Source organism: Sphingobacterium sp. xlx-130 (genome assembly GCF_011007405.1).
GTDB lineage: Bacteria > Bacteroidota > Bacteroidia > Sphingobacteriales > Sphingobacteriaceae > Sphingobacterium > Sphingobacterium luzhongxinii.
Window position 1 is genome coordinate 261,249 of record NZ_WFKN01000008.1, and the last position, 21,705, is coordinate 282,953.

16 protein-coding genes are annotated in these 21,705 nt (G+C 40.1%); 6 read left to right on the top strand and 10 right to left on the bottom strand.

Annotated elements, in window-relative coordinates; translation table 11 throughout:
* Window position 1 precedes the first annotated feature (1 nt).
* Complete coding sequence (locus tag G7B18_RS15015; protein WP_164111311.1) at window positions 2–1,366, top strand: alpha/beta hydrolase family protein; 1,365 nt, start codon at window positions 2–4, stop codon at window positions 1,364–1,366.
* Window positions 1,367–1,395: 29 nt separating this feature from the next.
* On the opposite strand, the gene G7B18_RS15020 is transcribed toward G7B18_RS15015, so the two are convergent.
* Together G7B18_RS15020 and G7B18_RS15025 are read right to left on the bottom strand one after the other, a co-directional pair.
* A complete protein-coding gene (locus tag G7B18_RS15020) occupies window positions 1,396–2,106 on the bottom strand; it encodes an SDR family NAD(P)-dependent oxidoreductase (protein WP_164111313.1) in 711 nt (236 codons plus the stop codon).
* Entirely contained in the window at window positions 2,106–3,035 is a 930-nt protein-coding gene (locus G7B18_RS15025; protein ID WP_164111315.1) for a lysylphosphatidylglycerol synthase transmembrane domain-containing protein, read from the bottom strand. The genes G7B18_RS15020 and G7B18_RS15025 overlap by 1 nt, the downstream gene beginning before the upstream one ends.
* A gap of 421 nt (window positions 3,036–3,456) precedes the next feature.
* Here G7B18_RS15025 and G7B18_RS15030 point away from each other — a divergent pair, with 421 nt between their 5' ends.
* Window positions 3,457–4,023, top strand: a complete 567-nt coding sequence (locus G7B18_RS15030) for a hypothetical protein (RefSeq protein WP_164111317.1) — start codon at window positions 3,457–3,459, stop codon at window positions 4,021–4,023.
* 54 nt (window positions 4,024–4,077) lie between these two features.
* Here the strand turns inward: G7B18_RS15030 and G7B18_RS15035 are convergent, their stop codons facing one another.
* Both G7B18_RS15035 and G7B18_RS15040 read right to left on the bottom strand, forming a co-directional pair.
* Entirely contained in the window at window positions 4,078–5,256 is a 1,179-nt protein-coding gene (locus G7B18_RS15035; RefSeq protein ID WP_164111319.1) for a trans-sulfuration enzyme family protein, read from the bottom strand.
* Window positions 5,257–5,438: 182 nt separating this feature from the next.
* Window positions 5,439–6,929: a catalase gene (locus G7B18_RS15040; protein ID WP_164111321.1), complete on the bottom strand. Its 1,491-nt coding sequence runs from the start codon at window positions 6,927–6,929 to the stop codon at window positions 5,439–5,441.
* Window positions 6,930–7,275: 346 nt separating this feature from the next.
* Between G7B18_RS15040 and G7B18_RS15045 the strand changes: the two genes are divergently transcribed.
* The 4 genes from G7B18_RS15045 to G7B18_RS18990 all read left to right on the top strand — a co-directional run bounded on the left by G7B18_RS15045 (window position 7,276) and on the right by G7B18_RS18990 (window position 14,562).
* On the top strand, window positions 7,276–9,159 hold the full coding sequence (locus G7B18_RS15045; protein WP_164111323.1) for an alpha-L-fucosidase: 1,884 nt from the start codon (window positions 7,276–7,278) through the stop codon (window positions 9,157–9,159).
* Entirely contained in the window at window positions 9,159–11,480 is a 2,322-nt protein-coding gene (locus tag G7B18_RS15050; RefSeq protein ID WP_164123322.1) for a glycosyl hydrolase family 95 catalytic domain-containing protein, read from the top strand. The genes G7B18_RS15045 and G7B18_RS15050 overlap by 1 nt, the downstream gene beginning before the upstream one ends.
* 85 nt (window positions 11,481–11,565) lie before the next feature.
* Entirely contained in the window at window positions 11,566–13,029 is a 1,464-nt protein-coding gene (locus G7B18_RS15055; protein WP_164123323.1) for a hypothetical protein, read from the top strand.
* Between the two features lie 63 nt (window positions 13,030–13,092).
* Complete coding sequence (locus G7B18_RS18990; RefSeq protein WP_205600336.1) at window positions 13,093–14,562, top strand: TPM domain-containing protein; 1,470 nt, start codon at window positions 13,093–13,095, stop codon at window positions 14,560–14,562.
* 17 nt (window positions 14,563–14,579) lie between these two features.
* Here the strand turns inward: G7B18_RS18990 and G7B18_RS15065 are convergent, their stop codons facing one another.
* The 6 genes from G7B18_RS15065 to G7B18_RS15090 form a co-directional block, all read right to left on the bottom strand.
* Window positions 14,580–17,027: a hypothetical protein gene (locus tag G7B18_RS15065; RefSeq protein ID WP_164123325.1), complete on the bottom strand. Its 2,448-nt coding sequence runs from the start codon at window positions 17,025–17,027 to the stop codon at window positions 14,580–14,582.
* Between the two features lie 49 nt (window positions 17,028–17,076).
* Complete coding sequence (locus tag G7B18_RS15070) at window positions 17,077–17,370, bottom strand: hypothetical protein (RefSeq protein WP_205601722.1); 294 nt, start codon at window positions 17,368–17,370, stop codon at window positions 17,077–17,079.
* Between the two features lie 115 nt (window positions 17,371–17,485).
* Entirely contained in the window at window positions 17,486–18,505 is a 1,020-nt protein-coding gene (locus tag G7B18_RS15075) for an asparaginase (RefSeq protein WP_164111387.1), read from the bottom strand.
* A 4-nt stretch (window positions 18,506–18,509) separates the two neighbouring features.
* Complete coding sequence (locus G7B18_RS15080) at window positions 18,510–19,289, bottom strand: TatD family hydrolase (RefSeq protein ID WP_164111332.1); 780 nt, start codon at window positions 19,287–19,289, stop codon at window positions 18,510–18,512.
* Between the two features lie 258 nt (window positions 19,290–19,547).
* Window positions 19,548–20,558: an FKBP-type peptidyl-prolyl cis-trans isomerase gene (locus G7B18_RS15085; protein ID WP_164123327.1), complete on the bottom strand. Its 1,011-nt coding sequence runs from the start codon at window positions 20,556–20,558 to the stop codon at window positions 19,548–19,550.
* Window positions 20,559–20,666: 108 nt separating this feature from the next.
* Window positions 20,667–21,674, bottom strand: a complete 1,008-nt coding sequence (locus tag G7B18_RS15090; RefSeq protein ID WP_164111336.1) for a DHH family phosphoesterase — start codon at window positions 21,672–21,674, stop codon at window positions 20,667–20,669.
* Window positions 21,675–21,705 lie beyond the last annotated feature (31 nt).

Genomic DNA, 21,705 nt, shown 5'->3' on the forward strand with positions numbered 1-21,705 from the left:
AATGAAGAGAATTGTTGTTTTATGCATTCTATTTTTTCAGTCTTGCATAGGTTTTTCGCAGACTTATGAGGGTAGTTGGCAAGGAGAACTTCGTTTTGGAAGTGCCACGTTACCTTTTATTTTGAATTTACAGCAGTCCGATGGTCAGTGGAAAGTAACTGCAGATAGTCCCAAACAGGGGGTTCGTGGAATTCCCGGCGACGTGGACGTCAAGGGGGATTCTATTTTTGTCCAGCTGCAAGGCGGGATAAAGGTTATGGGGAGATTGTGTGGCCCTGATAGTATTAAAACTACCTTTGCACAAAATGGGGCTGAATTGCCACTTATCCTTGTTCGCAAAAATGGAAATGATAAAGCAATAAAAGCATTTAAGCGTCCACAGGAGCCCAAACCTCCTTATGGCTACGATACATTGGATGTGGAAATTAAAAATGACTATGATAAAATAGCACTAGCGGGTACGCTGACTTTTCCCAAGAAAAATGGGCGTTATCCAGCTGTTGTGTTGTTGACAGGATCTGGGCCGCAAAATAGAAATGAGGCGCTTTTTGGACATGAACCATTCAAGGTGTTAGCCGATTATTTGACGAAGCAAGGGATTGTAGTATTACGTTATGATGATCGTGGGGTAGGAAAGAGTACAGGAGTGTTTGAGACAAGTACGATTGAAAATTTTAGTAAAGATGCTATTGCGGCACTGGCATTTTTGAAAAGGCAAAAGCAAGTTGATATTCAAAAGATAGGCATTATAGGTCACAGTGAAGGCGGGCTGATCGCACAATTACTTGCGGGGCAGCGATTGCCTGATTTGTCTTTTATAGTTTCTCTAGCGGGACCCGCAATTGCTATTGACGATCTTATGGTTGCACAATTGTATGCGATAGGAAAGGCGAATGGGATGTCCGATTTGAATCTTGAAGTAGCCAAACAGATCAATATAAAGAACTTTGAAGTGGTGAAGGGAGATTTAGATACAAGAACTGCCTATGAGACATTAATGAAGAATTTGGGTATTACATCTGAAAATCAGCAAAATGCCCAAATGCGAACAGAATTAATGACTATGCTGGCGCCTGCTTACCGTTATTTCCTTCGTATAGAACCTGAAAAATATATAAGCAAGATCAATGTACCTGTTTTTGCAGCATTTGGGTCCTTGGATGTGCAAGTACCTGCGGACGTAAACCTGAAGAGTTTATTCGACCTGTTGCCGCCAAATAAGAAAAATGTATTAAAAGAATACGACGGGCTGAATCATCTTTTTCAAAAAGCTAAAACCGGTCGTGTGGATGAATATGTTGAGATAGAAGAAACGATGAATATACAGGTATTGCAGGATATAGCAACCTGGATAAAGGGATTGTAAAATAAAAAGGAGCTTTTAAAGCTCCTTTTTTATGGTGTTGTATTTGCTACCGGGAGTATTTTTCCATTATAGTATTTTGCGCCATTTTGGGCAAATTCAGCTACATAACGTCCCATTTCAAAAGCTAAGGTTCCAGCTTCAGCATCAGGGAAGGCTGCTTCAAACATCTCCGTTTGTGAAGAACCCAATGCAAGACAATTAACCTTAATCCCTTTTTCTTTAAACTCTTCTGCAAGACACTCTGTCAATACAGCGAGTGCTGCTTTGCTGGTAGAATAAGCGCTCAAGCCTGGGAATTTTGCAGATCCTTGAAAACCACCCATGCTACTGATATTTACAATATGCCCCCCATCGGTCATCAAAGGGACAACATGTTTGATCATATTTATATGTCCCAATAAATTGCTCTGCAGCATTTGCGCAAAGTCTTCGGCAGAACTCTCTAAAAATGGTTTGTTAATTAATGCTCCAGCATTATTGATTAGTATGTCGACTTTTTCAAACTTCGATTTTATAAATGGAACCAAAGACTCGGGGTAATTATCATACACAATGTCAAATTGTGCAGGGTATAGTTTCCCACCGTCGTGATTTAAAGACGAAGCAATTTCATGCAGCTTACGCAATTTATCTGCAGATCGAGCCAGTGCGATTACATTATTTTCTTTTTTTGCAGTGAGGTCTAGTACCGCTTCAAAGCCGATACCACTACTGGCACCTGTAATTATAATATTTGCCATTATGCGTTTTCTTCTAAAGTTTCTTTGTCAATTTCTTTTTCCACTTCCGCTGCGGAAGGTAGCCTGTCAGCACCTAATCGTTGTGGCCTGATGATATAGTATATTCCTGAGCAGGCAACAACTAGTGAAATAATATAAAAAAACAAGCTTAATAATACGCCTGTATGTTGTTCTATTTGAAAATATCCAGTTCCGTAAATAAATACGAGTTCGCGCAATCCAACTCCGCCTCCAATAGAAGGGATAATGGCAACCAAGGAAGAAACCAGAAATATAAGTAGGTAAGGTGAGAATTTGCCGTCAAAATTAAGCGAGTATAATATAAGAATCGCTGTAATGACTTGAAATCCCTGAGCAGCTAAAGCCTTAACGTGTGTTTGGAGGAATCTCCTAGCAAAATCTTTAAAAAAGGAATGTAAAAAGAAATAATAACTTCCGGTGCCTACAAATGCAGCTGTAATCGTAACGTAATTGGGGATTGCTAATCTGGGCATGAAAACTATCAACGCACAGATAATGACAGCGAGTGCCCAAAGGCCGCTAAGACGATCGAAAAAGATTGCACTTAGTAACTTTCTCCCCTTTATTTGATGTGCTTTCTTTAAGAAATAGATCTTGTACCCATCTCCACCGATTCCGCCTGGTAAGAAAAAATTATATAAAAGCCCTAGCTGGTATAATCTAAGATTGTATCGCTCACTTAGATTTAATTTTATGGTTTTAAAAAAGGAATTTAATCTAGATGAGGCTATCAAAATAGAGATTGAATAACTGCATATTGCCAGGAAAAGATACCACCAGTCACAGTCTATCAAAGCCTTTTTAAGTTCATGGAAATCAATTTTCCTTGAAACCCAATATAGCGCGCCGGACGTTACTATAATTTTAAATATATTCTTTGCAACATTTTGTGCGTTCTTATTCTTCATGTAAAATCACTTTTTGATTTTTATAATTAGTATTGGTTCTCTTTATAATAGCGGATAAATTCTAAAATATAGTAAAATAAGATAGACTATTAAAAAGATACAGGAAAGTGAAAATAGCCAATTGACATCACCATGTATAAATTTGTGTTTCAAGACAAGGAATAGAAGCACAAATACGATTATAAACAATACAATCGGGAATGCTATAGACCACATGTTCTCAAAATGTACAGTAGAAGCCATTTGTTCTCCCTTTGCAAAATAGAGATAAATGGAAAATGCTAGGATAATAATAAGTAAGCGAACTAAAGTTTTAGCTACTATTCTACTTATGGTATGATTTTTGGATGCCATCGCTGATTAAGATATCAAGTTTTATATCTTTGCAAATATACATCATAGATTACTTAATAATTATATTATGCGTAAACGTATTCTTTCCCTGTTGTCACTTTTTACAGTGATTATGTTGGTCACTTCATGTGGAGCTCAGAAAAAAGGAGCATCAAACGTCAATAATGGTTCTTCTGCGACTGCATCAACCGGACCATCTGCTTCGCAATGGCGCTCGGGAGTTAAGGGGACCTGGGTTTTAAATTCGGTGACTCGTCAAGATATACCAGATTCATATACGATCAAAAATATTTTCGACGAAGCTCCTGTTGAATGTTTTATCGGCAGTGTGTGGCATTTGCCGGGAGGTAATTATAGAGGAAGTATATCATTTAATTCATCAGGTACACTGTGTGCAGATGGTGCTGTCCGTACTATTATCTGGTCTATCTATGATCCAGGGAAAATGGGGGGTGAACCAGAATTTCAATTCAAAAAGTTATACGCAGGTGATAAGGCTGCAAACGTGACGAGTGGATATAGATTAGGTTTATCTTTTGCAGACCAAGAATCGATGGTGTTGAAAATGCCAATCCCTTTGGATAACGGTTCAAAAGGACATCTTGTTTTTAATTTTTCAAAAAGAGCAGATTAACCAATATAAAATAAAAGGCATGATGATCCACCAATTGGTGGATCATCATGCCTTTTATTTTATCAGCGATTTACTTATCGCCTGTAGAATATCTTCGATAATGTCTTCTTTGTCTTCGAGTCCAACAGAGAGACGGATAGTGCCAGGCTTAATTCCTAAATTCTCGCGTTCTGCTTCTGTTAGTTTAGAATGTGTTGTTGAGCCAGGGTGCGTCGCAATGGTCCTTGAGTCGCCTAAGTTCGACGTGTACAAGATCATTTCCAAAGCGTCAATAAATTCAAAGGCACGTTCTTTGCCTCCCTTCACTTCAAAAGTGACGATACCGCCACCTGCTTTCATCTGTTTTTGTGCCAATGTGTATTGCGGGTGAGATGGCAGAAATGGATACTTTACCGTTTCTATTTCAGGGTGCTTTTCCAGAACCTCCGCTACAGCCAATGCATTAGAACAATGTCTATCCATACGGAGACCTAAGGTTTCTAGACTTTTGGACAATACCCATGCATTGAAAGGCGACATTGCTGGTCCTGTGTGACGGATAAAGAACATGAGTTTATTCATTAACGTCGTGTTTCCAACAATTACCCCACCTAATACGCGTCCTTGTCCATCCATGTATTTGGTCGCTGAATGTATGGAGAGATCAAAACCATATTTTAAGGGTTTTTGAAGATACGGCGTGGCAAAGCAATTATCTATCGAGAAAATGATATTTGGATACTTTGCTTTTAGTGTACCTAGTTGCTCTAAATCATATAACTCGAGCCCTGGGTTAGAAGGTGATTCCAGAAAAAGTATTTTTGTGTTGGGTTGTATTGCATTTTCCCATACGCTAATGTCTGCACTATCTACATAAGTTGTTGTGACTCCCCATCTTGGTAATAGCTGGGTCAATAACTGATGTGTGGAACCAAAAATCGCCCGGCTGGATACAATATGATCGCCATTTTCAACGAATGCTGCAAAGGAAGCAAAAACGGCAGCCATTCCAGAAGAAAAAGCTAATCCGGATTCGGCAGACTCCAGTGCGCATACCCTGTTTATAAATTCCGAAGTATTTGGATTAGCATAACGAGAATAAACCATCCCTTCCTCTTCTTCTGCAAAAATAGCTCGACCTTGCTCTGCGTTGTCAAATATAAAGCTTGAGGTCAAATAAAGTGGGACAGAGTGTTCTCTTGTAGCGGAACGAGGTGCCTGTTCTCTGATTATTCGGGATTGATCTTTTTTCATCCGTATACAATTATTTCATGATCCGACAGCTGGCGGATCGGTTTGTTTTTTAGGTGATGAAGCTACTATGATCCTCCAATAGGAGAACCATGGTAGCTTCATCAATTTTTTTATAAAAATAAAACCTATTTGCTGCTTATACAAAAAAAAGCTACCTTTTTAGTAGCTTTTTTTTGTGTTTTTTATTTGGGCATGTATTCACTTAGTTTGTCCATGGAAAAACCTAATCCCTTGGCGACTCCCATACCTAGATTCATATCTGCTCGAAACCAATGGCATAATTGACGCATCACAATTTCATCACGTTTAGGGCCTTCAATTCCAGACATAGCACCTACAATGTTTCCAATTAAATGACTTTTTTGTTCTTGATCTAACAAACGGTAAAGATCTCCTGGTTGGGTATAATGATCATCGTCATTTGCATTTCTGTCATAATGATCAGCAATAGGGCTGTCTAGGTGTAGAGCTGGTTCAGCATATTCCCGAGCTTCACGACTCTCGTCAAATGAATTAGGGAAGTAATTTGGTGAAGAGGCACCGTTTCCGTCTACGCGCATGTATCCGTCACGTTGATAGTTGTTTACCATGAATGGGCATCTATTAACAGGAATCTGTTCAAAATTGGCTCCCAAACGATAGCGGTGCGCATCTGGATAAGATAAAATTCTCCCTTGCAACATTTTGTCAGGAGAGAAAGAAATTCCGTCTACGACATGAGCTGGTGCAAATGCTGCTTGTTCTACGTGTGCGAAATAGTTGTCAGGATTTTCATTAAGTTCGAGTACACCAACTTCGATCAGTGGATAATCTTTTTGAGACCATACCTTTGTCAGATCAAATGGATTCCAACGGAAAGTTTTTGTTTGTTCGTCCGTCATCACCTGGATATACAGTTTCCATTTTGGAAAGTCTCCCTTCTCAATGGCAGTGTGAAGATCCCGTTGTGCATAGTCCATATCCTCTGCTCTCATTTGATCAGCCTCGGCACCCGTAAGGTTTTTGATCCCCTGTTGTGTGCGGAAGTGAAATTTTACAAATACTTTTTCGTTATTCGAATTGATCATGGAAAAAGTATGTGAGCCGTACCCATGCATATGTCGGTATCCAAAAGGAGTTCCACGATCAGACATCAGGATAGTCACTTGATGAAGAGATTCAGGATTTAATGACCAAAAATCCCACATCATTGTAGCCGATTTACAGTTCGTGTATGGATCTCTTTTTTGCGTATGAATAAAGTCCGGAAATTTACGTGGGTCTTTGATAAAGAAAACAGGGGTATTGTTGCCCACTAAATCATAGTTCCCGTCTTCAGTATAAAATTTCATTGCAAAACCACGTGGGTCACGCTCGGAGTCAGCAGATCCTCTTTCGCCGCCCACGGTGGAAAATCGTAAAAAGACACGTGTTTCTTTACCGATCTGGTTTAGGAATTTGGCTTTTGTGTATCTTGAAATATCATGAGTTACCGTAAAAGTTCCATAGGCCCCCGAACCTTTTGCATGAACGATACGTTCCGGGATTCGTTCTCTGTTGAAGTGAGCTAATTTCTCGTGAAGAAAAAAGTCCTGTAACAAAATTGGACCTCTTGGGCCAGCAGTCATAGAATCCTGATAAAATGGCACCGGATTGCCTGACGCGGTAGTAATTTTTTTCTTGTTCTCTTCCATAGCTGTTTATATTATATATAATAAATATCTTAACGTTGATTTTGTTTCCAAAATTATACGAAAATATTGGTAAGTTCCCATCGTTAAAAATGATGTCGTATAGTTAAACTTTATAGTTGGGTTGTTTTTTTATTAATTTTCAGTATAGGTTGCTGACGGTAAATTCACCGATATATAGTATCTTTATGTACGAAACCTAAATCGTTTAATTTGAAATATCCAGTAGCAGAACTGTACATCCACGAATGAACATACTTAGTTCGTGAGCTCGTTATACTCGGTTTGGATATTCCATCTCGACTAGTCGGGACAAGTTAATGACAGATAAAAAACAGATCATACACCTATGAACACTAAGAACCTACTTCGATTACTATTATTAAGCCCACTGTTTTCTTTCGCGCAAAAGGCGCCCGAACCTTATGGGGCTTTACCTTCGGCTAGACAGTTGACTTGGCACGAGATGGAGATGTACTGTCTTATCCATTACACGCCTACGACTTTTCAGGATAAAGAGTGGGGTTACGGAGATGCAGATCCCAAGATTTTTAACCCCAGTCATTTTGATGCCAGTCAAATTGCGAAAGCAGCTGCATCAGCCGGTTTTAAAGGGCTGATCTCGGTAGCCAAACATCACGATGGATTCTGTCTTTGGCCTACAAAAACGAATAGTTATAATATAGCATATTCGCCCTGGAAGGATGGAAAGGGAGATATGGTGAAAGAATTTATGGAGGCGAGTCATGCCCAGGGTATGGCATTTGGTGTTTATTTATCGGCTTGGGATAGAAATGATACAAGATATGGCACACCAGCATATGCCGATGCATATCGGGCACAGTTGAAAGAACTCATGACAGGATATGGTAAGCTATTTACGTCTTGGCACGACGGTGCTAATGGGGGCGATGGTTATTATGGAGGAAAGAGTGAGAAGCGAACGATAGATAGGACGACCTATTATGCTTGGGAAGAAAAGACCTGGCCTATTGTGCGCCGTTATCAACCTATGGCTATGATTTTCTCTGATATCGGTCCTGATATGCGTTGGGTCGGCAATGAGCATGGCTTTGCCGCAGAGACTTCCTGGGCGACCATTACACCAAAAACAAAAGATGGGAGTAAACCCGTGCCGGGACAACTGGACGATTCTAATCTTCCTACGGGAGATCGTGATGGTAAATATTGGATTCCTGCGGAATGTGACGTACCACAACGACCAGGATGGTTTTACCATAAGAACCAAGATCTGAAGGTCAAAACTCCTGCACAATTATTCGAAATATATCTTAAATCGGTAGGGAGAGGGGCCAATATGAATTTAGGACTGGCGCCTATGCCCGAAGGTATTTTGCATGCTAATGATGTTCTTTCATTAGCGGCATTTGGCAAGAAGATTGAAATGACATTTTCAAGTAATCTAGCTAAAAATGCAAGGGCAACGACGTCTAGTAATAGAGGTAAATCCTCCGAATTTGCATTAAGCAATCTCTTTGATGATGATCGCTATAGCTATTATGCTCCCGATGAAGGGGTGTTAAATCCCGTTATTGAAGTTACCTTGCCGAATGCTGTAATATTCGATATCATTCGTTTGCGGGAGAATATTAAGCTTGGCCAGCGTTTGGATAGTGTGGTCGTTTCGGTACCCAACGGTGATACTTGGCAACGATTAGCCTCGGCTACCAGTATTGGAGCCAATAGACTTATCAAATTAGATCAACCCGTTGTGGCGTCTAAACTAAGGGTACAGCTCTACGCTCCAGTGGTACCTACACTGAGTGATATAGGACTTTTTAAAGAATATGAAGAGCCATTTAGTTTCGGCGACTCCAATGTTGGCTTGAACAAATTAGGGAACGCTGCTCATACACTTTTATCTCACAGTTTTCAAAAAGCCTTCGATGGGGATATATATAGTTCCGTATCGCTAAAGAATGCCAAGAGCGAAGTAATATTGCGGTTGAAGGAGCCGATTCGTGCATTGGGCTATATGCCTAGACAAGACGGTGTAAAAGAAGGAATGGTGACCAAATATAAGGTGTACCACAGTCAAGATGGTAAAAAATGGCAGTTGTTAAAAACTGGAGAATTTTCGAACATAAAGGCCAATCCAACAGAGCAGATCATTACATTTGATACTTTGCTAAGTAGTCCATACCTGAAATTTGTACCGAATGAAACAATCGCTGAGTCATTTGCTGTAGCAGAATTTAACTTATATCAATAATGAAGAATATCTGTGTAGTCGTTGCAGTTTTCTGCACCTTGTCTATTGTCCATGGACAAGATCTTAGGATGTGGTACGACAAACCCGCTGTCAAGTGGGAGGAAGCCCTGCCTTTAGGCAATGGCCGTATAGGAATGATGCCTTATGGCGGGGTTAAGGATGAGCAAATCGTTCTCAACGAAATCTCCATGTGGTCGGGTTCGGAACAGGATCCGAATAACTACGATGCTTACAAAAGCGTTGGACAGATCCAACAACTGCTTTTTCAAGGAAAGAATGACGAGGCCGAGAAACTTGTCAATCAAAACTTCGTCTGTAGCGGTAAAGGTTCGGGCTTCGGAAATGGAGCGACGGTTCCGTATGGTTGCTTTCAGAGCTTCGGCTTTTTGAATTTTATTCATTTCATAGAAGGCGATTTTTCCAATTATAGACGAAGTTTAGACTTACAGACTGCAAAAGCAGAAACGAGCTTTGAGGCAAATGGAATTCGTTATCTACGGGAGTATTTCACGTCACAGGATAAGAATGTCGGTGTCGTGAGATTATCGGCAAGCAAGAAAAAGTCTATAGGTTTTGCGCTTCACTTTTACCGCGACAAGGATGTGAAAGACTATCAATTACAACAGGATGAAATCACCGTAACAGGCCGATTGCCAAATGGATTAGGAGGAGACGGGCTCGAGTTTGTCGGTAAGATTAAGGTGGTAGCCAAAGGAGGGAAGCAGCAGTTGTATGACAATCAAGTGATTATTAAAGAAGCTGACGAGGTGTTGATCTATTTTACAGCGTCCACAAGTTATTACGATAGTTCCCCGAAGACAGATGTATCGAATAATTTGAGAGATGCCGATAAGTGGAGCTACAATAAACTATTTGCTGCGCATCTGCGCGAATACCAACGTACCTTTGGACGAGTCGGATTAACGCTGAAAGATCAGATTTCCAAAGCGAATCTACCTACCGATCAACGTATCAAAGACTTTTTCGAACATCCAGAAGAAGACAACGGTATGGCCGCATTGTATTATCAATTTGGACGGTATCTAATGATTTCTAGTGCTGCGCCGAAATATGAAAAGGCGCTTCCTCCCAATTTACAGGGGCTTTGGGCACATCAGATTCAGACACCCTGGAATGGTGATTATCACTTAAACATCAATGCGCAAATGAACCATTGGGGGGTAGAGGTCGGTAATCTTCCAGAATATCACAAGCCTTTTATAGCGTTGATTAAAAGAATAGCTAAGGAAGGCAAAAAAACAGCCAAGGCTTATTACAATGCTCCGGGCTGGGTAGTGTATATGATGACCAACATCTGGGGATATTCTGCTCCCGGAGAGAATGCTTCTTGGGGTGCCAGTACGGCCTCGGGCTGGCTATGTAATCACTTGTGGGAACACTATCTTTTTAGTGGCGATGAAGGTTATCTAAGGGAAGTATATCCATTATTGGCTGGTGCAGCACAATTCTACCAAGCGACCTTAGTTAAGGACCCTAAAACAGGATGGTTGGTTACCTCACCTTCAGTGTCCCCCGAAAATGGGTTTAAGTTAGCTAATGGCAAGACGGCTTCTGTTGTCATGGGACCTACCATCGACAATCAGATTGTAAGAGAACTTTACGGTGCTGTTATTACAGCAGACTCCATACTAGGACTTAAAGATAGTTTTGCCCAGACATTGCGTACAGATCTTAAGCATATTCCGCCTGCTGTACGCGTCAGTTCATCTGGCCGTGTTATGGAATGGCTGGAGGATTATCGGGAGATAGAGCCTAGGCATAGACACGTGTCGCATTTGTACGGGCTATACCCTGCGGCTTTTATCTCGCCGGTGACGACACTTGATTGGGCGACAGCGGCCAAGAAAACATTAGAGGTACGCGGCGATGAAGGTACTGGATGGTCTAGAGCATGGAAGATATTGTTTTGGGCGAGACTTCATGATGGTGACCATGCTTTAGAGATCTTGCGGCAGTTGTTGAAGCCGGCTTTTTTGCGGAATGACAAAGTAGGAGCGGGTACATATCCGAATCTATTTTGTGCACATCCGCCGTTTCAGATCGATGGAAACTTTGGTGGCTCGGCAGGTATTTCCGAGATGTTGTTGCAAAGTCAGGATGGTTACATCCATTTACTTCCGGCCTTACCTACTGCCTGGAAGGAGGGGACAGTCAAGGGGCTTCGTGCTCGGGGTAATAGGCTTGTCGATATCACCTGGAAAGACGGGAAAGTGCAGTCCTATAAGATTAAAGGTAAAAAAGGGGACAAGGTTCGCGTTGTTATTGAAGGCAAGGAGGTAATCTATAGGGTGAAAGGTTAATTTGTTGGTTTAAAATGTTTTATGTAAATTGCTGCGGTTGGCGGTTCGCTAATCGCAGTTTTTTTATAACTAATTATAATATATAATGAATTGTCTATTTTCTAAAATAGGTAGACTTTCATTTTTTTTCATCATTTTATTAACTATTTATTCCTGTAAAAAAGAAGGATCCATAGATGAACAAAATGAGAGTTTACAATCAGTTACCTTTAAAATTTCAGGTTTTAGTAGCTCTGATGCTTCGTTGAAAGCCTCGGGTGTAAAAAATCAAGCACAATCAAATACGAAACCTTCAAACGCACAGAATTACATCGAAGGATATTTGTATTTCTGGTCATTTAATGCAGAGAATTTAGACCCTGACATAGCTTATCAGAAGGACTTAAGCCCTATTATAACTTCAGACGGGACTAATTCTTATGTTGGGGGATATTCATTTGAGAATTATGAAGCTATTAGCTCTCTTTCTATAAAAGGAGCTACCGAGGTTGTTGTAAAACTACCAATAGGAGGTGTAGAGAAGATAACGCAATTTGGTTTTGATACTGGGAGCTCAGATACAGGGCCTAAAGATTTTGAGATATATTATTCAATAGATGAAGGGGTAAAATACGAAGTGTTAGAGGCAACTAATCAGTTTTTAAAGAATGGAGAAGGTGCGCCTAAGAATAGTTACACGTATCAGCTATCGGATAAAAATATTGTTGGAGCCGAGCTTTGGTTTAAATTTATCCCTAAAGCAGGCACTCGACGGGATGGCGGAGCCGAATATAAGGTATCAACAGGTACTTGGCGTTTCGACAATATTCGCTTGGTGGGTATGTCGCCCTCACAGGTAGGGAGCCCCATTAATAAGCTTCATTATTTCTTGTTTCATAAAGATAATCCCGACATTGTTGTTACAGGGAGTGTTGCTTATGAAGAAGCGTCAAGTCTCGTGTTAAACCTCGCCAAGGGAAGTTACTCGACTTTTTTTGTCTCGAATGAATCTGCTCATGATCTGCTATTGCCCGAGTCTCCCACCTTATCAAACTTTTATGTCGGAAATACTTTTGCTAATTCTAATGCCGATATTTTCGGCTATGTTGGTGATCTCGAGGTGAGTGAAGATTCCGAGATTGAGATCAGATTGCAGCGCCTATTCAGTCAGGTAAAGTTCGAGTTTACCGATGCGGCAGATTTATCTGTCGTTGAAAAAATTGGAATCAGTCAACAACATGATCCATTTTTCTATGCGCCGTTTAGTCCGCAATTAGCAAACCCTATTCTAGATCAGAGTGATGTGGAAATTGCAGCCGATTTTAACACGAACAAGCAATTGATCTTTAATCAGTTTATGGGTATCCATACTACAGCTGTGCCATTGAAATACGAGGTTGTCTTATATGGTGCTACAGGAGTGTTACGCACATTTCAAGTGGAGAGTACCTTAAGAAACAATATGCAACTTGTTTTTCGGGGAAATCTATTACAACAGTTAAACGTTGATGGTAAATTTCAGATTTTTAAGCAAATGGATTGGAAAGGAAATAAGGAAGAAGGTTTCTGACCTCAAAAACATTTTTTAAATCAAGGTTTGTTACTTATTTTTAGAATACAAACTTTGATTTAAATGCGTCTACAACTATCCCTGCTTACCCTTTTAATCGTTGTTGTGTGCAGGATGTCAGCGCAGGCACAGTATACAGTTCAGAACCTACCTAACCCCAAGACCGAGGGACAAAGACATTTTGTGAGTAATCCCGATGGTATTTTGGAATCTTATACCGTATCCCAACTGAATGATATTTCGCAAAGCATCGATAGCGTGACCAAAGCAGAATATGCTATTGTGGTGGTCAATGACTATGTAGGGGATAGCGATTTTGAATTCGCACTTGAGCTTTTTAACATTTGGGGGATAGGCAAGAAAGGTGCTGATAATGGCCTGCTGTTGTTTATTGCGAAAGACAGACATGAATACCGCTTTATATCAGGTTATGGCATGGAAGGTATTTTTCCAGATGCTTATTTAAAGCGTGTGGGTGAAAAGTACCTGGTTCCGAATTTTCGGAACGGAGATTATGATCAAGGTATAATAGAAGCTTCGCAATTTATTGAACAGGTACTGAAGTCATCCGATTCTATAGCAGAACTGGAACGACTGATGCCGGAGCCTGTATCTTTTTGGAGTTTTCGAAATGCGATCTTACTCAATACGTTATTGATGCTCGCTTTTTTTGCCGCGTTGTATCTTTATGTACACTTTATTTCAGTCCGTATATTAAAAGATACCAAAAGTAAACCCCAGCTAATAGCTCCTGTATTCTGGGGTATGGGATGTATGCTGCTATTGATGTTTATAACTCTTTTTATTTTTGTATTTATCTTTAACAATCTAGAAGAAATCTATCAAATCAAGAACCTTCCTTACTTCATGTTTATACTTCTTGCATTGATACTTGCCACGAAGATTTCAAATGGAAAAAGCAAGATCGTGGAAAGTTTTAAAGATGAAGAAGATCTACAGCGAAGCTTAAAGAGTTATGTGAAATATTTAGTCTTACCTATGTTATTGACTCCATTAGCTTGGTTTGATTTATGGGGAATCTTGAACCGGTTTCGGCGCAATGTAGGACGATTCACACCTCCTGATAATACGAACAATTGGATAAGGGTCAATCGTAGCGATAGTAAGGCCAAGCCCAATCAATACCTGGATCCTGGCCAAAAGAAAGAAGAATCAATAAAGAGCTTACGGTATGAGATATGGAAGAATACATCCAGTAATGAAGTCCGTTTATTACCTTGGGAGAAGAGTTCGCACTTTCGAGATTGCCCGCAATGTCATTATTTTACATTAGAGGTGAATAAGACGAAGACAATTCGTTCTGCTACTTATTCCTTGTCTGGAGAAGGAGAGAAGTTTGACTCTTGCCAGAACTGTAATTATTTTAGACATGTTGGTTTCTTCACCATACCCGTGAAAAGCAGATCGTCAAGTGGTAGTGGTTCATCTGGAGGAGGCTCGTCTTCCAGTGGCGGAGGTGGGAGCTTCGGTGGTGGCTCTTCAGGCGGTGGTGGTGCAGGAGGAAGGTGGTAATTCCTCCTGCTGAGGTATTAATTTGGATCGTTGAGTAATTTATGTTCAAGATTCTGGAGCGCTTCTTTATCATTTGCCAGCATCTCCTCTATGTTTTTGAAAATTATTTTTTTTCTAACGATATTATTTTCAATGCCTTCAACTAGAACACTGCCGCCAGATTGAACTGTTGGGCGGATACCAAAAGATATTTTGCCGTTTTCATCAAAATCTACGAATGCCAGTAGCTGTTCTGTTTGAAAGGGAAAGTTATTACCGATACTCGAGTACATGGCCTCTTCTATATTTTCTAATTGAAATTTGTCTAATAATTGAATTAGGAGTGTCGACATGTCTGACACACCTTGCATCGGAAACATTGGATATAATGTCGATATTACAGTATTCGGTTCCATATCTGCATCTAAAAAGGGCAGAATCGAAAGTACGTAGGTCTTTATCTGTCCATCCCGTACATAATAAAAGGTTCTAGAGTTTGGACTTCCTGCCTCGACTTGTTTTAACTCATCACCCTTCCTTAGTAATTTACCTTCTTTATAGAGATCGGCTACAATATTTTCATTTTTGCTGCGGTATACTTTGATCGCTATGGGGGAATCTATTGCTGAAATCGTTAATATATCTTGCTCCAGTTGGAATGATATACGGGAAAAGAAATGCATTGCAAATAAATTGACATCAAATCCTGTCAGTTTCGAATTGGCATAGTCAATTCGGATCAGCCTTTCTCTTCCAACCATTTTATACAATGGACCACTTATTACTTTATCGTCGAGGTAACTTGTTTTTTGCGTATAGGTATAATGGTTGTAACTTTCCAGTTGATCTATAAACTCAAACGAGTACTTATATTTCAGAACGCCATTTTCGTAGTAATCTACAAGCGGGATTTCATCTATTAAAGTGTCCAGTTTGAAATACCCATCAAAAGGTTTTTCGTCTCTAAAATAACCTGTGTAGGAAGCCTTAGGGTTTTCTTTTATGCTGAAATCAAAATAGCTGATAGATTTCAATGCATTACCTTCGAATTCCTCTTTACTTGAAGGCCTGTTATCAATACCCTGTTTGAAGAGATTACGGGTTTTGAGTTTTCCGTCCACATAGGTTAATTTGGCATCACCTTCTTGGATAGTTCCTGACACGATTTGATTATTTTTATAAACACTTTCCTCGATGAGGTTATCCGCTTCATAAATTTTCCGATATCCTTCGCGAATACCATTTTTCATTTCATATTCCTCTTTAATGTCTTCAAAATAGAGGTTGCTGTATACACGTTGAACCCCATTCTGCAGCCCATTTTCGTAACTAAGAATTTCATATAGATCAGCTTCATGATAGAAACTCCCGCTCCAAGGTAGCCCATTTTTGTATGTGCCTTTAGCAATAGTTTTTGAACTCTCTGTCTCTATTAATACCTCTTCATCTATTTTTACGCCCTTCTGTAATTTAAAAGTTCTAGAGACTCCCCCCATCTCTTCCGTGAATACACCATCATAGGGTTTGTTCTCTCGATAGGTATTCCTTTGAGTCGTCTTATTATTTTGATATATGTTGACCTCCTCTAGGGAGCCATGTGAAAACACAGAACGGTATAATGTATCCCCATTTGTATCATAGATGATAGAAATACCATGTTTTTCACCGTCTTTGTAGGGGATGTTCTCCGCAAGACTGCTCGCAAAATAGTTTTTAGTGTAATAATCTTGTTTTATATAAGATGAGGGCTGGTCGTCGTTATCATATTTTCTTTCCGAGAGGAATTTCCCGGCCTTATCCCAGTGTTTTTTATAAACCTCAGTGGTACTTCCATAGGGTGTATATACGACCTTTGTTTCACTCGCTTTGTTTCCATTATTCCAAAATACGGTAATGAAATAAAAGTCAGGTTCAGTTTTCTTTTGCTTCGTTTCATTCATCAATGTCACTGGCGTAGTTGTCTCTATAAAAGGATCTTCATCCGATAAATTACTTTCATAGTGAACTATCGGTTGTGCATAACTGAATGTGCCAGAAAACTTGTCGGCAGTTGATATATGCCCTACAGCGATTATTTTGTCATTGAAATAGGTTGTTATTTTTTCTTTCTCACCTTTACTCGAATACGTTATCTTCTGCCATAAGCTACCATCAGTGTGATAGTAATCTAATTCTCTCACCGTACTTTTATTTCTGTGCTGACGTATATCCGAATCAAATCCGTTTTCGTCATACCAGTATGCATCTCCTACATAGCTTTCCGGATTGTCAGCACGTACATAGCCCTGCATTTGGAGCAGACCATTTCGGTAATAATCCTGTAAAAAGAGCAGCTCTCCAACCTTTCTCATCGGTAAGGGACGATAATAAGTGTGCCCGCCTTTTGTTGTTTCTTTCCAATCTTTATCAAAATAGAGCGTGTCCTGAGCTTGTATCGGGGATATTATGGTAATAACAAGTAGTAGTGAAAAAATAACTTTGAGCATGGGGGTTCTTTTGTTTACCCAAACTTAAATAAAAAACAGTTGAATTTTTCTATATTGTCTTCGAGTTTGCGATGACATAGGCCCTTACCAATTTTCCTTCTTCGTCACTTAGTTTCGCTTTTGGGATCATCCGTTTTACAATTTTATTCCACTGTTCAGCCGTCCTTGTTTCCGGTTGCTTTAGCTTATGGCAGTTGCCGCAGCTATTTGCAAATAGTGTTTGTCCTTGCGTGATTTGGTCTTGGTTGTACTGTGTTAGGATCTGTTCTTTAGATTCTACAGGAAGCGATCGGATGGCTTGGCTCGCTTTGGGAAAGCAGCTTGCTATCAGTAGTGTTGCCATTAGGCAAGCGATACACATGCTTAATTTATACATATTACTGTTTTTAAGATAATAACAACAATTGGCTGCTTTTTGTTTTTCTATACAAATTAAAAAACGACTAAGTGTTGTGTACTTAGTCGTTTATAGTCAGCTCCCCACGGATATCTTTTTCTACCCAATAAGCTACACGTTCTTGGTCTTCAAATTCGCCCTGTAGATACATTAATTTGGTGATAGCGGCTTCGAAAGTCATATCGTAACCATTGAGGACACCAATCGCTTTCAATCCCTGACTTGTTTCATAGCGACCAAGTTCGACAGAACCTACTTTACACTGCGAGATATTTAAAATGTTTTTACCATTTTGTATAGCGTCTTGTAATAAATCTAGAAACCACTGGTCTGTAGTTGTATTGCCCGAGCCGAATGTTTCCATTACAATCGAGCGTACATTTGCGTTTAGTATAGCCTTGATCGTCTCGGGACGGATACCAGGAAAGAGTTTGAGTACACCGACATGGTCATCCAGCTTGTGATGACGTACCAGTTGTTTATCTGTATTATTGAGGAGAGCCTCAAAATTATATTTAAGATGTATCCCTGCTTCTACAAGAACGGGGTAGTTTGGAGAACGGAAAGCCTCAAACTTTGCGGAATTGTATTTGAAGGCCCTGTTGCCCCTAAACAGCTTATTATCAAATAAGATACATACTTCTTGGATTACAGAGACACCGTTGTGTTTGGTCGAAGCGATTTCAAGTGCTGTCATCATGTTTTCGCGCGCATCTGTCCGGATTTCACCGATCGGTAGCTGTGATCCGGAAAGTATAACAGGCTTCTGCAGGCCTTCCAACAGAAAACTGAGGATAGAGGCACTGAAAGCCATTGTATCCGAGCCATGCAGGATTACAAAACCATCGTAGTGGTCGTAATTATCTTGGATCAGTTGCGCCATCTTCAACCATATTTCTGGATTCATATTCGATGAATCAATAATAGGGTCGAAGGAGTGTACTGTCAGCTTATAGTCTACACGACTTAGATCTGGTAGGTTACTTTTGATGAGATCAAAATCAAAAGGGATAAACGTCCCAGATTCATCCTGAACCATACCTATTGTGCCGCCTGTATATATAATGAATATGTTCATGATTATTTTAGATGCCAAAAATTGATTTAGAGTTTAGTGTAGTTATCCGCGCTACTTCTTCGATACTGGTTTCGTGGAGATCAGCGACTTTCTCTGCGATATAGTGCAGATACGAGCTTTCATTTTCTTTTCCACGATAGGGTACAGGGGCGAGATAAGGTGCGTCTGTCTCTAGGACTAGATGATCCAGTGGAATCTCTTTTACCACAACATCGAGTCCTGCTTTTTTGAAAGTGACCACACCACCAATCCCTAGCTTAAAGCCCAGCTCGATTGCCCGATGTGCTTGTTCCAGGTTGCCCGTGAAACAGTGGAATATGCCGAATAACTTATCGTCCTGCAACTCGTCCAACAGTTCAAATGTCTCATCAAAAGCCTCCCGACAGTGGATATCAATCGGTAGTCCCAAGTCCTTCGCCCAAGCTACCTGTGTTCGGAATGCATCTTGTTGCCAGGCTAAAGTACTTTTGTCCCAGTAAAGGTCTATTCCGATTTCTCCGATAGCGTAGATTTTATGTTTCGCTATTGCCTTTTCGATTGTGGCCAATTCCTCTTTGTAGTTCTCCTTTACACTACAAGGATGTAGGCCTAGCATGGGGAAGCAGTGCTCCGGGTAGGCGGCTACCGTATCCATCACCGCTGCTATAGATTCGCTATCGACATTGGGTAGGAAGAGTCGCTCGATGTTGTGATCTAGACATCGTCGGATCTGTTCCACTATCTTTTCCGTGTGTATATTATAGTAAAAATGCGTATGCGTATCGGTTAGGGTATAGGGTGATTGCATGATCAGCTTAATTTTTAATTGCTCAAAAATAGCAAATTGTCAATAATAAGACTAATCTAAGCCCAAGAAAAGTGATTCCCTTAAAAGAATTGAGTTTTATTTTTGAAAATGTTAAAGATTTGCGTTTTATTCTCACTAAAGCTTAATAGGTTTGGCTAAGATCGGCCGCATTCTTTTGAAGACAGATCTTCATAAAATAAAGAAGAGCGTCTGATTTTTTCGGACGCTCTTCTTTACTTTATGAGAATTCTACGGAACTTAGTTCGTAGGCTCTGTTACAGTTGGAGCTCCCATGCCTGGCATAGCTGGTGCTTGCGTTAGAGGTACGCCTTTGATCACATCAACCAATTCAATATCAAATATTAATGGAGCATATGGAGGGATTTTTTGCCCTTGAGGACGCTCTCCATAAGCCAATGACGAAGGAATGATAAGGGTGGCTTTTGTACCTTTGCCAAATAAATATAATCCCTCAGTCCAGCCTTGAATAACAGGTTGTACACCGATTGGGAACCGGATTGGCTCAAATGTGCGCATTGGATCTATCTGAAGTTTGCCTTTAATCACATTTTCTTTAATAGAAGAATCGAAAACAGTACCATTAGTCAACATACCTGTATAGTTAACAACTACAGTATCCCCTAGTACTGGTTTAGCTCCTTTACCTTCTTCCGTGACAACATATTGTAAACCTGACGCTGTTTTCTTAGGCTCTAATTTTTTGTCAGCGATGTATTTAGAAATTTTTCCTTCTTCGGCTTTTTTCAAACCTTCTAACTCACCTTTAAAGTAACCATCGATCTGCGCGTATAGTGCTGAATCTGTCAATTGACCTTTTTTGAAGTGTTTTCTTACCTTAACAGTAAACGTAACGAACTTGTCTGCAAATTCTGGTTTTGGTTGGCCAGTTTTTGCGGCCATGGTATCCATGTTCAATTTGAATACGGCAGAGTCACCCTCGCCCAACATTCTGAACATCGAGTTGTAGTCACCTTTGTATGCTCCAGGAATAGTGTCAGACATAATATTTACAATCTGAGGTAGGTTTAGATCATAGGTGCTGTTTAGTAAAGAATCTTTGCCGTCTGCATCTTTTCTGTCTGATCTAATTGTTAAATCAACAGATAAAAAGTCTCCTGCAGTAGCCTTTTCTTTGGCCACGTCGTCCACTAAATTGTACTCTAGACCACCATCACCTTTTTTGAAGCTTTGGCATGAAGCAGCTAATAACATAACAGCTGCCGATAAAAATAATACTGATTTTTTCATCTATTTGAACTTGTTTTTTTAATTGTGATAAAGCTATCCGAATTATTCTTCTTGATGATAGAAGGAATAAATCGTGATGGTTTCATTTTATTGTTTAATACTTATTTACTATGTTAATATATCTTTATATTCCGGTAATATGGATGTGAATTTGTTGACAACATCAGCTAGGCTTTCGGATGAGCTCCCTCCCGAAGCATTCAGATGGCCCCCGCCGTTAAAATATTTTCTACAGATCTCATTACAAGGTATTTCACCAATCGAGCGTAAAGATAATTTAATTAATTCGGTTCTGTCGATAATTAAAGCAGCCAACCGGATGCCTTTTATGGATAAAGCGTAATTAACCAATCCCTCTGTGTCTCCTGTGGTGATATCAAATTGAGCAAGATCTTCTTTGCTTATCGCAAAAAGTGCCGTATTGTATTCTGGTATTACCTCGAGACAGTTTAATAAAGCATAGCCCAGGAACTTCAGCCTTCGCTCTGTTGAACTGTTGTAAATGTGCTCATGAATCTCCCAGTTCCTTGCCCCTGCTTCTATAAGGTTGGCGATAATATGGTGTACTGCTGCAGTGGTCGAGCGAAACCGGAACGAACCTGTATCAGTCATGATACCTGCGTACATACATGTCGCCATATCGGCATCGATTTCTTTGCTAGCTCCTATAACATCGGCTATGAAGGTATAGATGAGCTGTGCCGTGGCTGCAGCAGACGAATCCCAGTAAACTAAAGAAGCAAAGTCTTCTGGATCTAAATGATGATCTATCATCCATTTCTGAGCAGGGGAACTAGCAATGAGTGGCTCCAAGATATTGGTGCGGGATAAAGCGCTGTAATCTAGACAGAATACAATCTCAGCCTCGGACAATAGTTTGCTAGACCTGTCGGACTGTGTAGGATAAATGATTACATCGTCCCGTCCAGGCATCCAATCCAAAAAACTTGGAAAATCAGAAGATAAGACCACTGAAACATCGTGATTTCGCTTTTTAAGCCAATGGTAAAGTGCTAATGAAGAGCCTAATGCATCTCCATCTGGTTTATGATGTGTTGTAATTACAATACGTCTAGGCTCGGTCAGTAACGCTAAATTATCTTCTCCTCGTAACATAAAAAATATAAGATTACAAACGTACAAATTA

What these genes read in the sequence shown, in the direction of transcription:
- G7B18_RS15025 (WP_164111315.1), bottom strand. Translation starts at nt 3,035, where the DNA reads ATGAAGAATAAGAACGCACAAAATGTTGCAAAGAATATATTTAAAATT.
- G7B18_RS15045 (WP_164111323.1), top strand. Translation starts at nt 7,276, where the DNA reads ATGAACACTAAGAACCTACTTCGATTACTATTATTAAGCCCACTGTTT.
- G7B18_RS15055 (WP_164123323.1), top strand. Translation starts at nt 11,566, where the DNA reads ATGAATTGTCTATTTTCTAAAATAGGTAGACTTTCATTTTTTTTCATC.
- G7B18_RS15035 (WP_164111319.1), bottom strand. Translation starts at nt 5,256, where the DNA reads ATGAAAAAAGATCAATCCCGAATAATCAGAGAACAGGCACCTCGTTCC.
- G7B18_RS15050 (WP_164123322.1), top strand. Translation starts at nt 9,159, where the DNA reads ATGAAGAATATCTGTGTAGTCGTTGCAGTTTTCTGCACCTTGTCTATT.
- G7B18_RS15015 (WP_164111311.1), top strand. Translation starts at nt 2, where the DNA reads ATGAAGAGAATTGTTGTTTTATGCATTCTATTTTTTCAGTCTTGCATA.
- G7B18_RS15090 (WP_164111336.1), bottom strand. Translation starts at nt 21,674, where the DNA reads ATGTTACGAGGAGAAGATAATTTAGCGTTACTGACCGAGCCTAGACGT.
- G7B18_RS15040 (WP_164111321.1), bottom strand. Translation starts at nt 6,929, where the DNA reads ATGGAAGAGAACAAGAAAAAAATTACTACCGCGTCAGGCAATCCGGTG.
- G7B18_RS15065 (WP_164123325.1), bottom strand. Translation starts at nt 17,027, where the DNA reads ATGCTCAAAGTTATTTTTTCACTACTACTTGTTATTACCATAATATCC.
- G7B18_RS15080 (WP_164111332.1), bottom strand. Translation starts at nt 19,289, where the DNA reads ATGCAATCACCCTATACCCTAACCGATACGCATACGCATTTTTACTAT.
- G7B18_RS15085 (WP_164123327.1), bottom strand. Translation starts at nt 20,558, where the DNA reads ATGAAAAAATCAGTATTATTTTTATCGGCAGCTGTTATGTTATTAGCT.
- G7B18_RS18990 (WP_205600336.1), top strand. Translation starts at nt 13,093, where the DNA reads ATGCGTCTACAACTATCCCTGCTTACCCTTTTAATCGTTGTTGTGTGC.
- G7B18_RS15020 (WP_164111313.1), bottom strand. Translation starts at nt 2,106, where the DNA reads ATGGCAAATATTATAATTACAGGTGCCAGTAGTGGTATCGGCTTTGAA.
- G7B18_RS15070 (WP_205601722.1), bottom strand. Translation starts at nt 17,370, where the DNA reads ATGGCAACACTACTGATAGCAAGCTGCTTTCCCAAAGCGAGCCAAGCC.
- G7B18_RS15030 (WP_164111317.1), top strand. Translation starts at nt 3,457, where the DNA reads ATGCGTAAACGTATTCTTTCCCTGTTGTCACTTTTTACAGTGATTATG.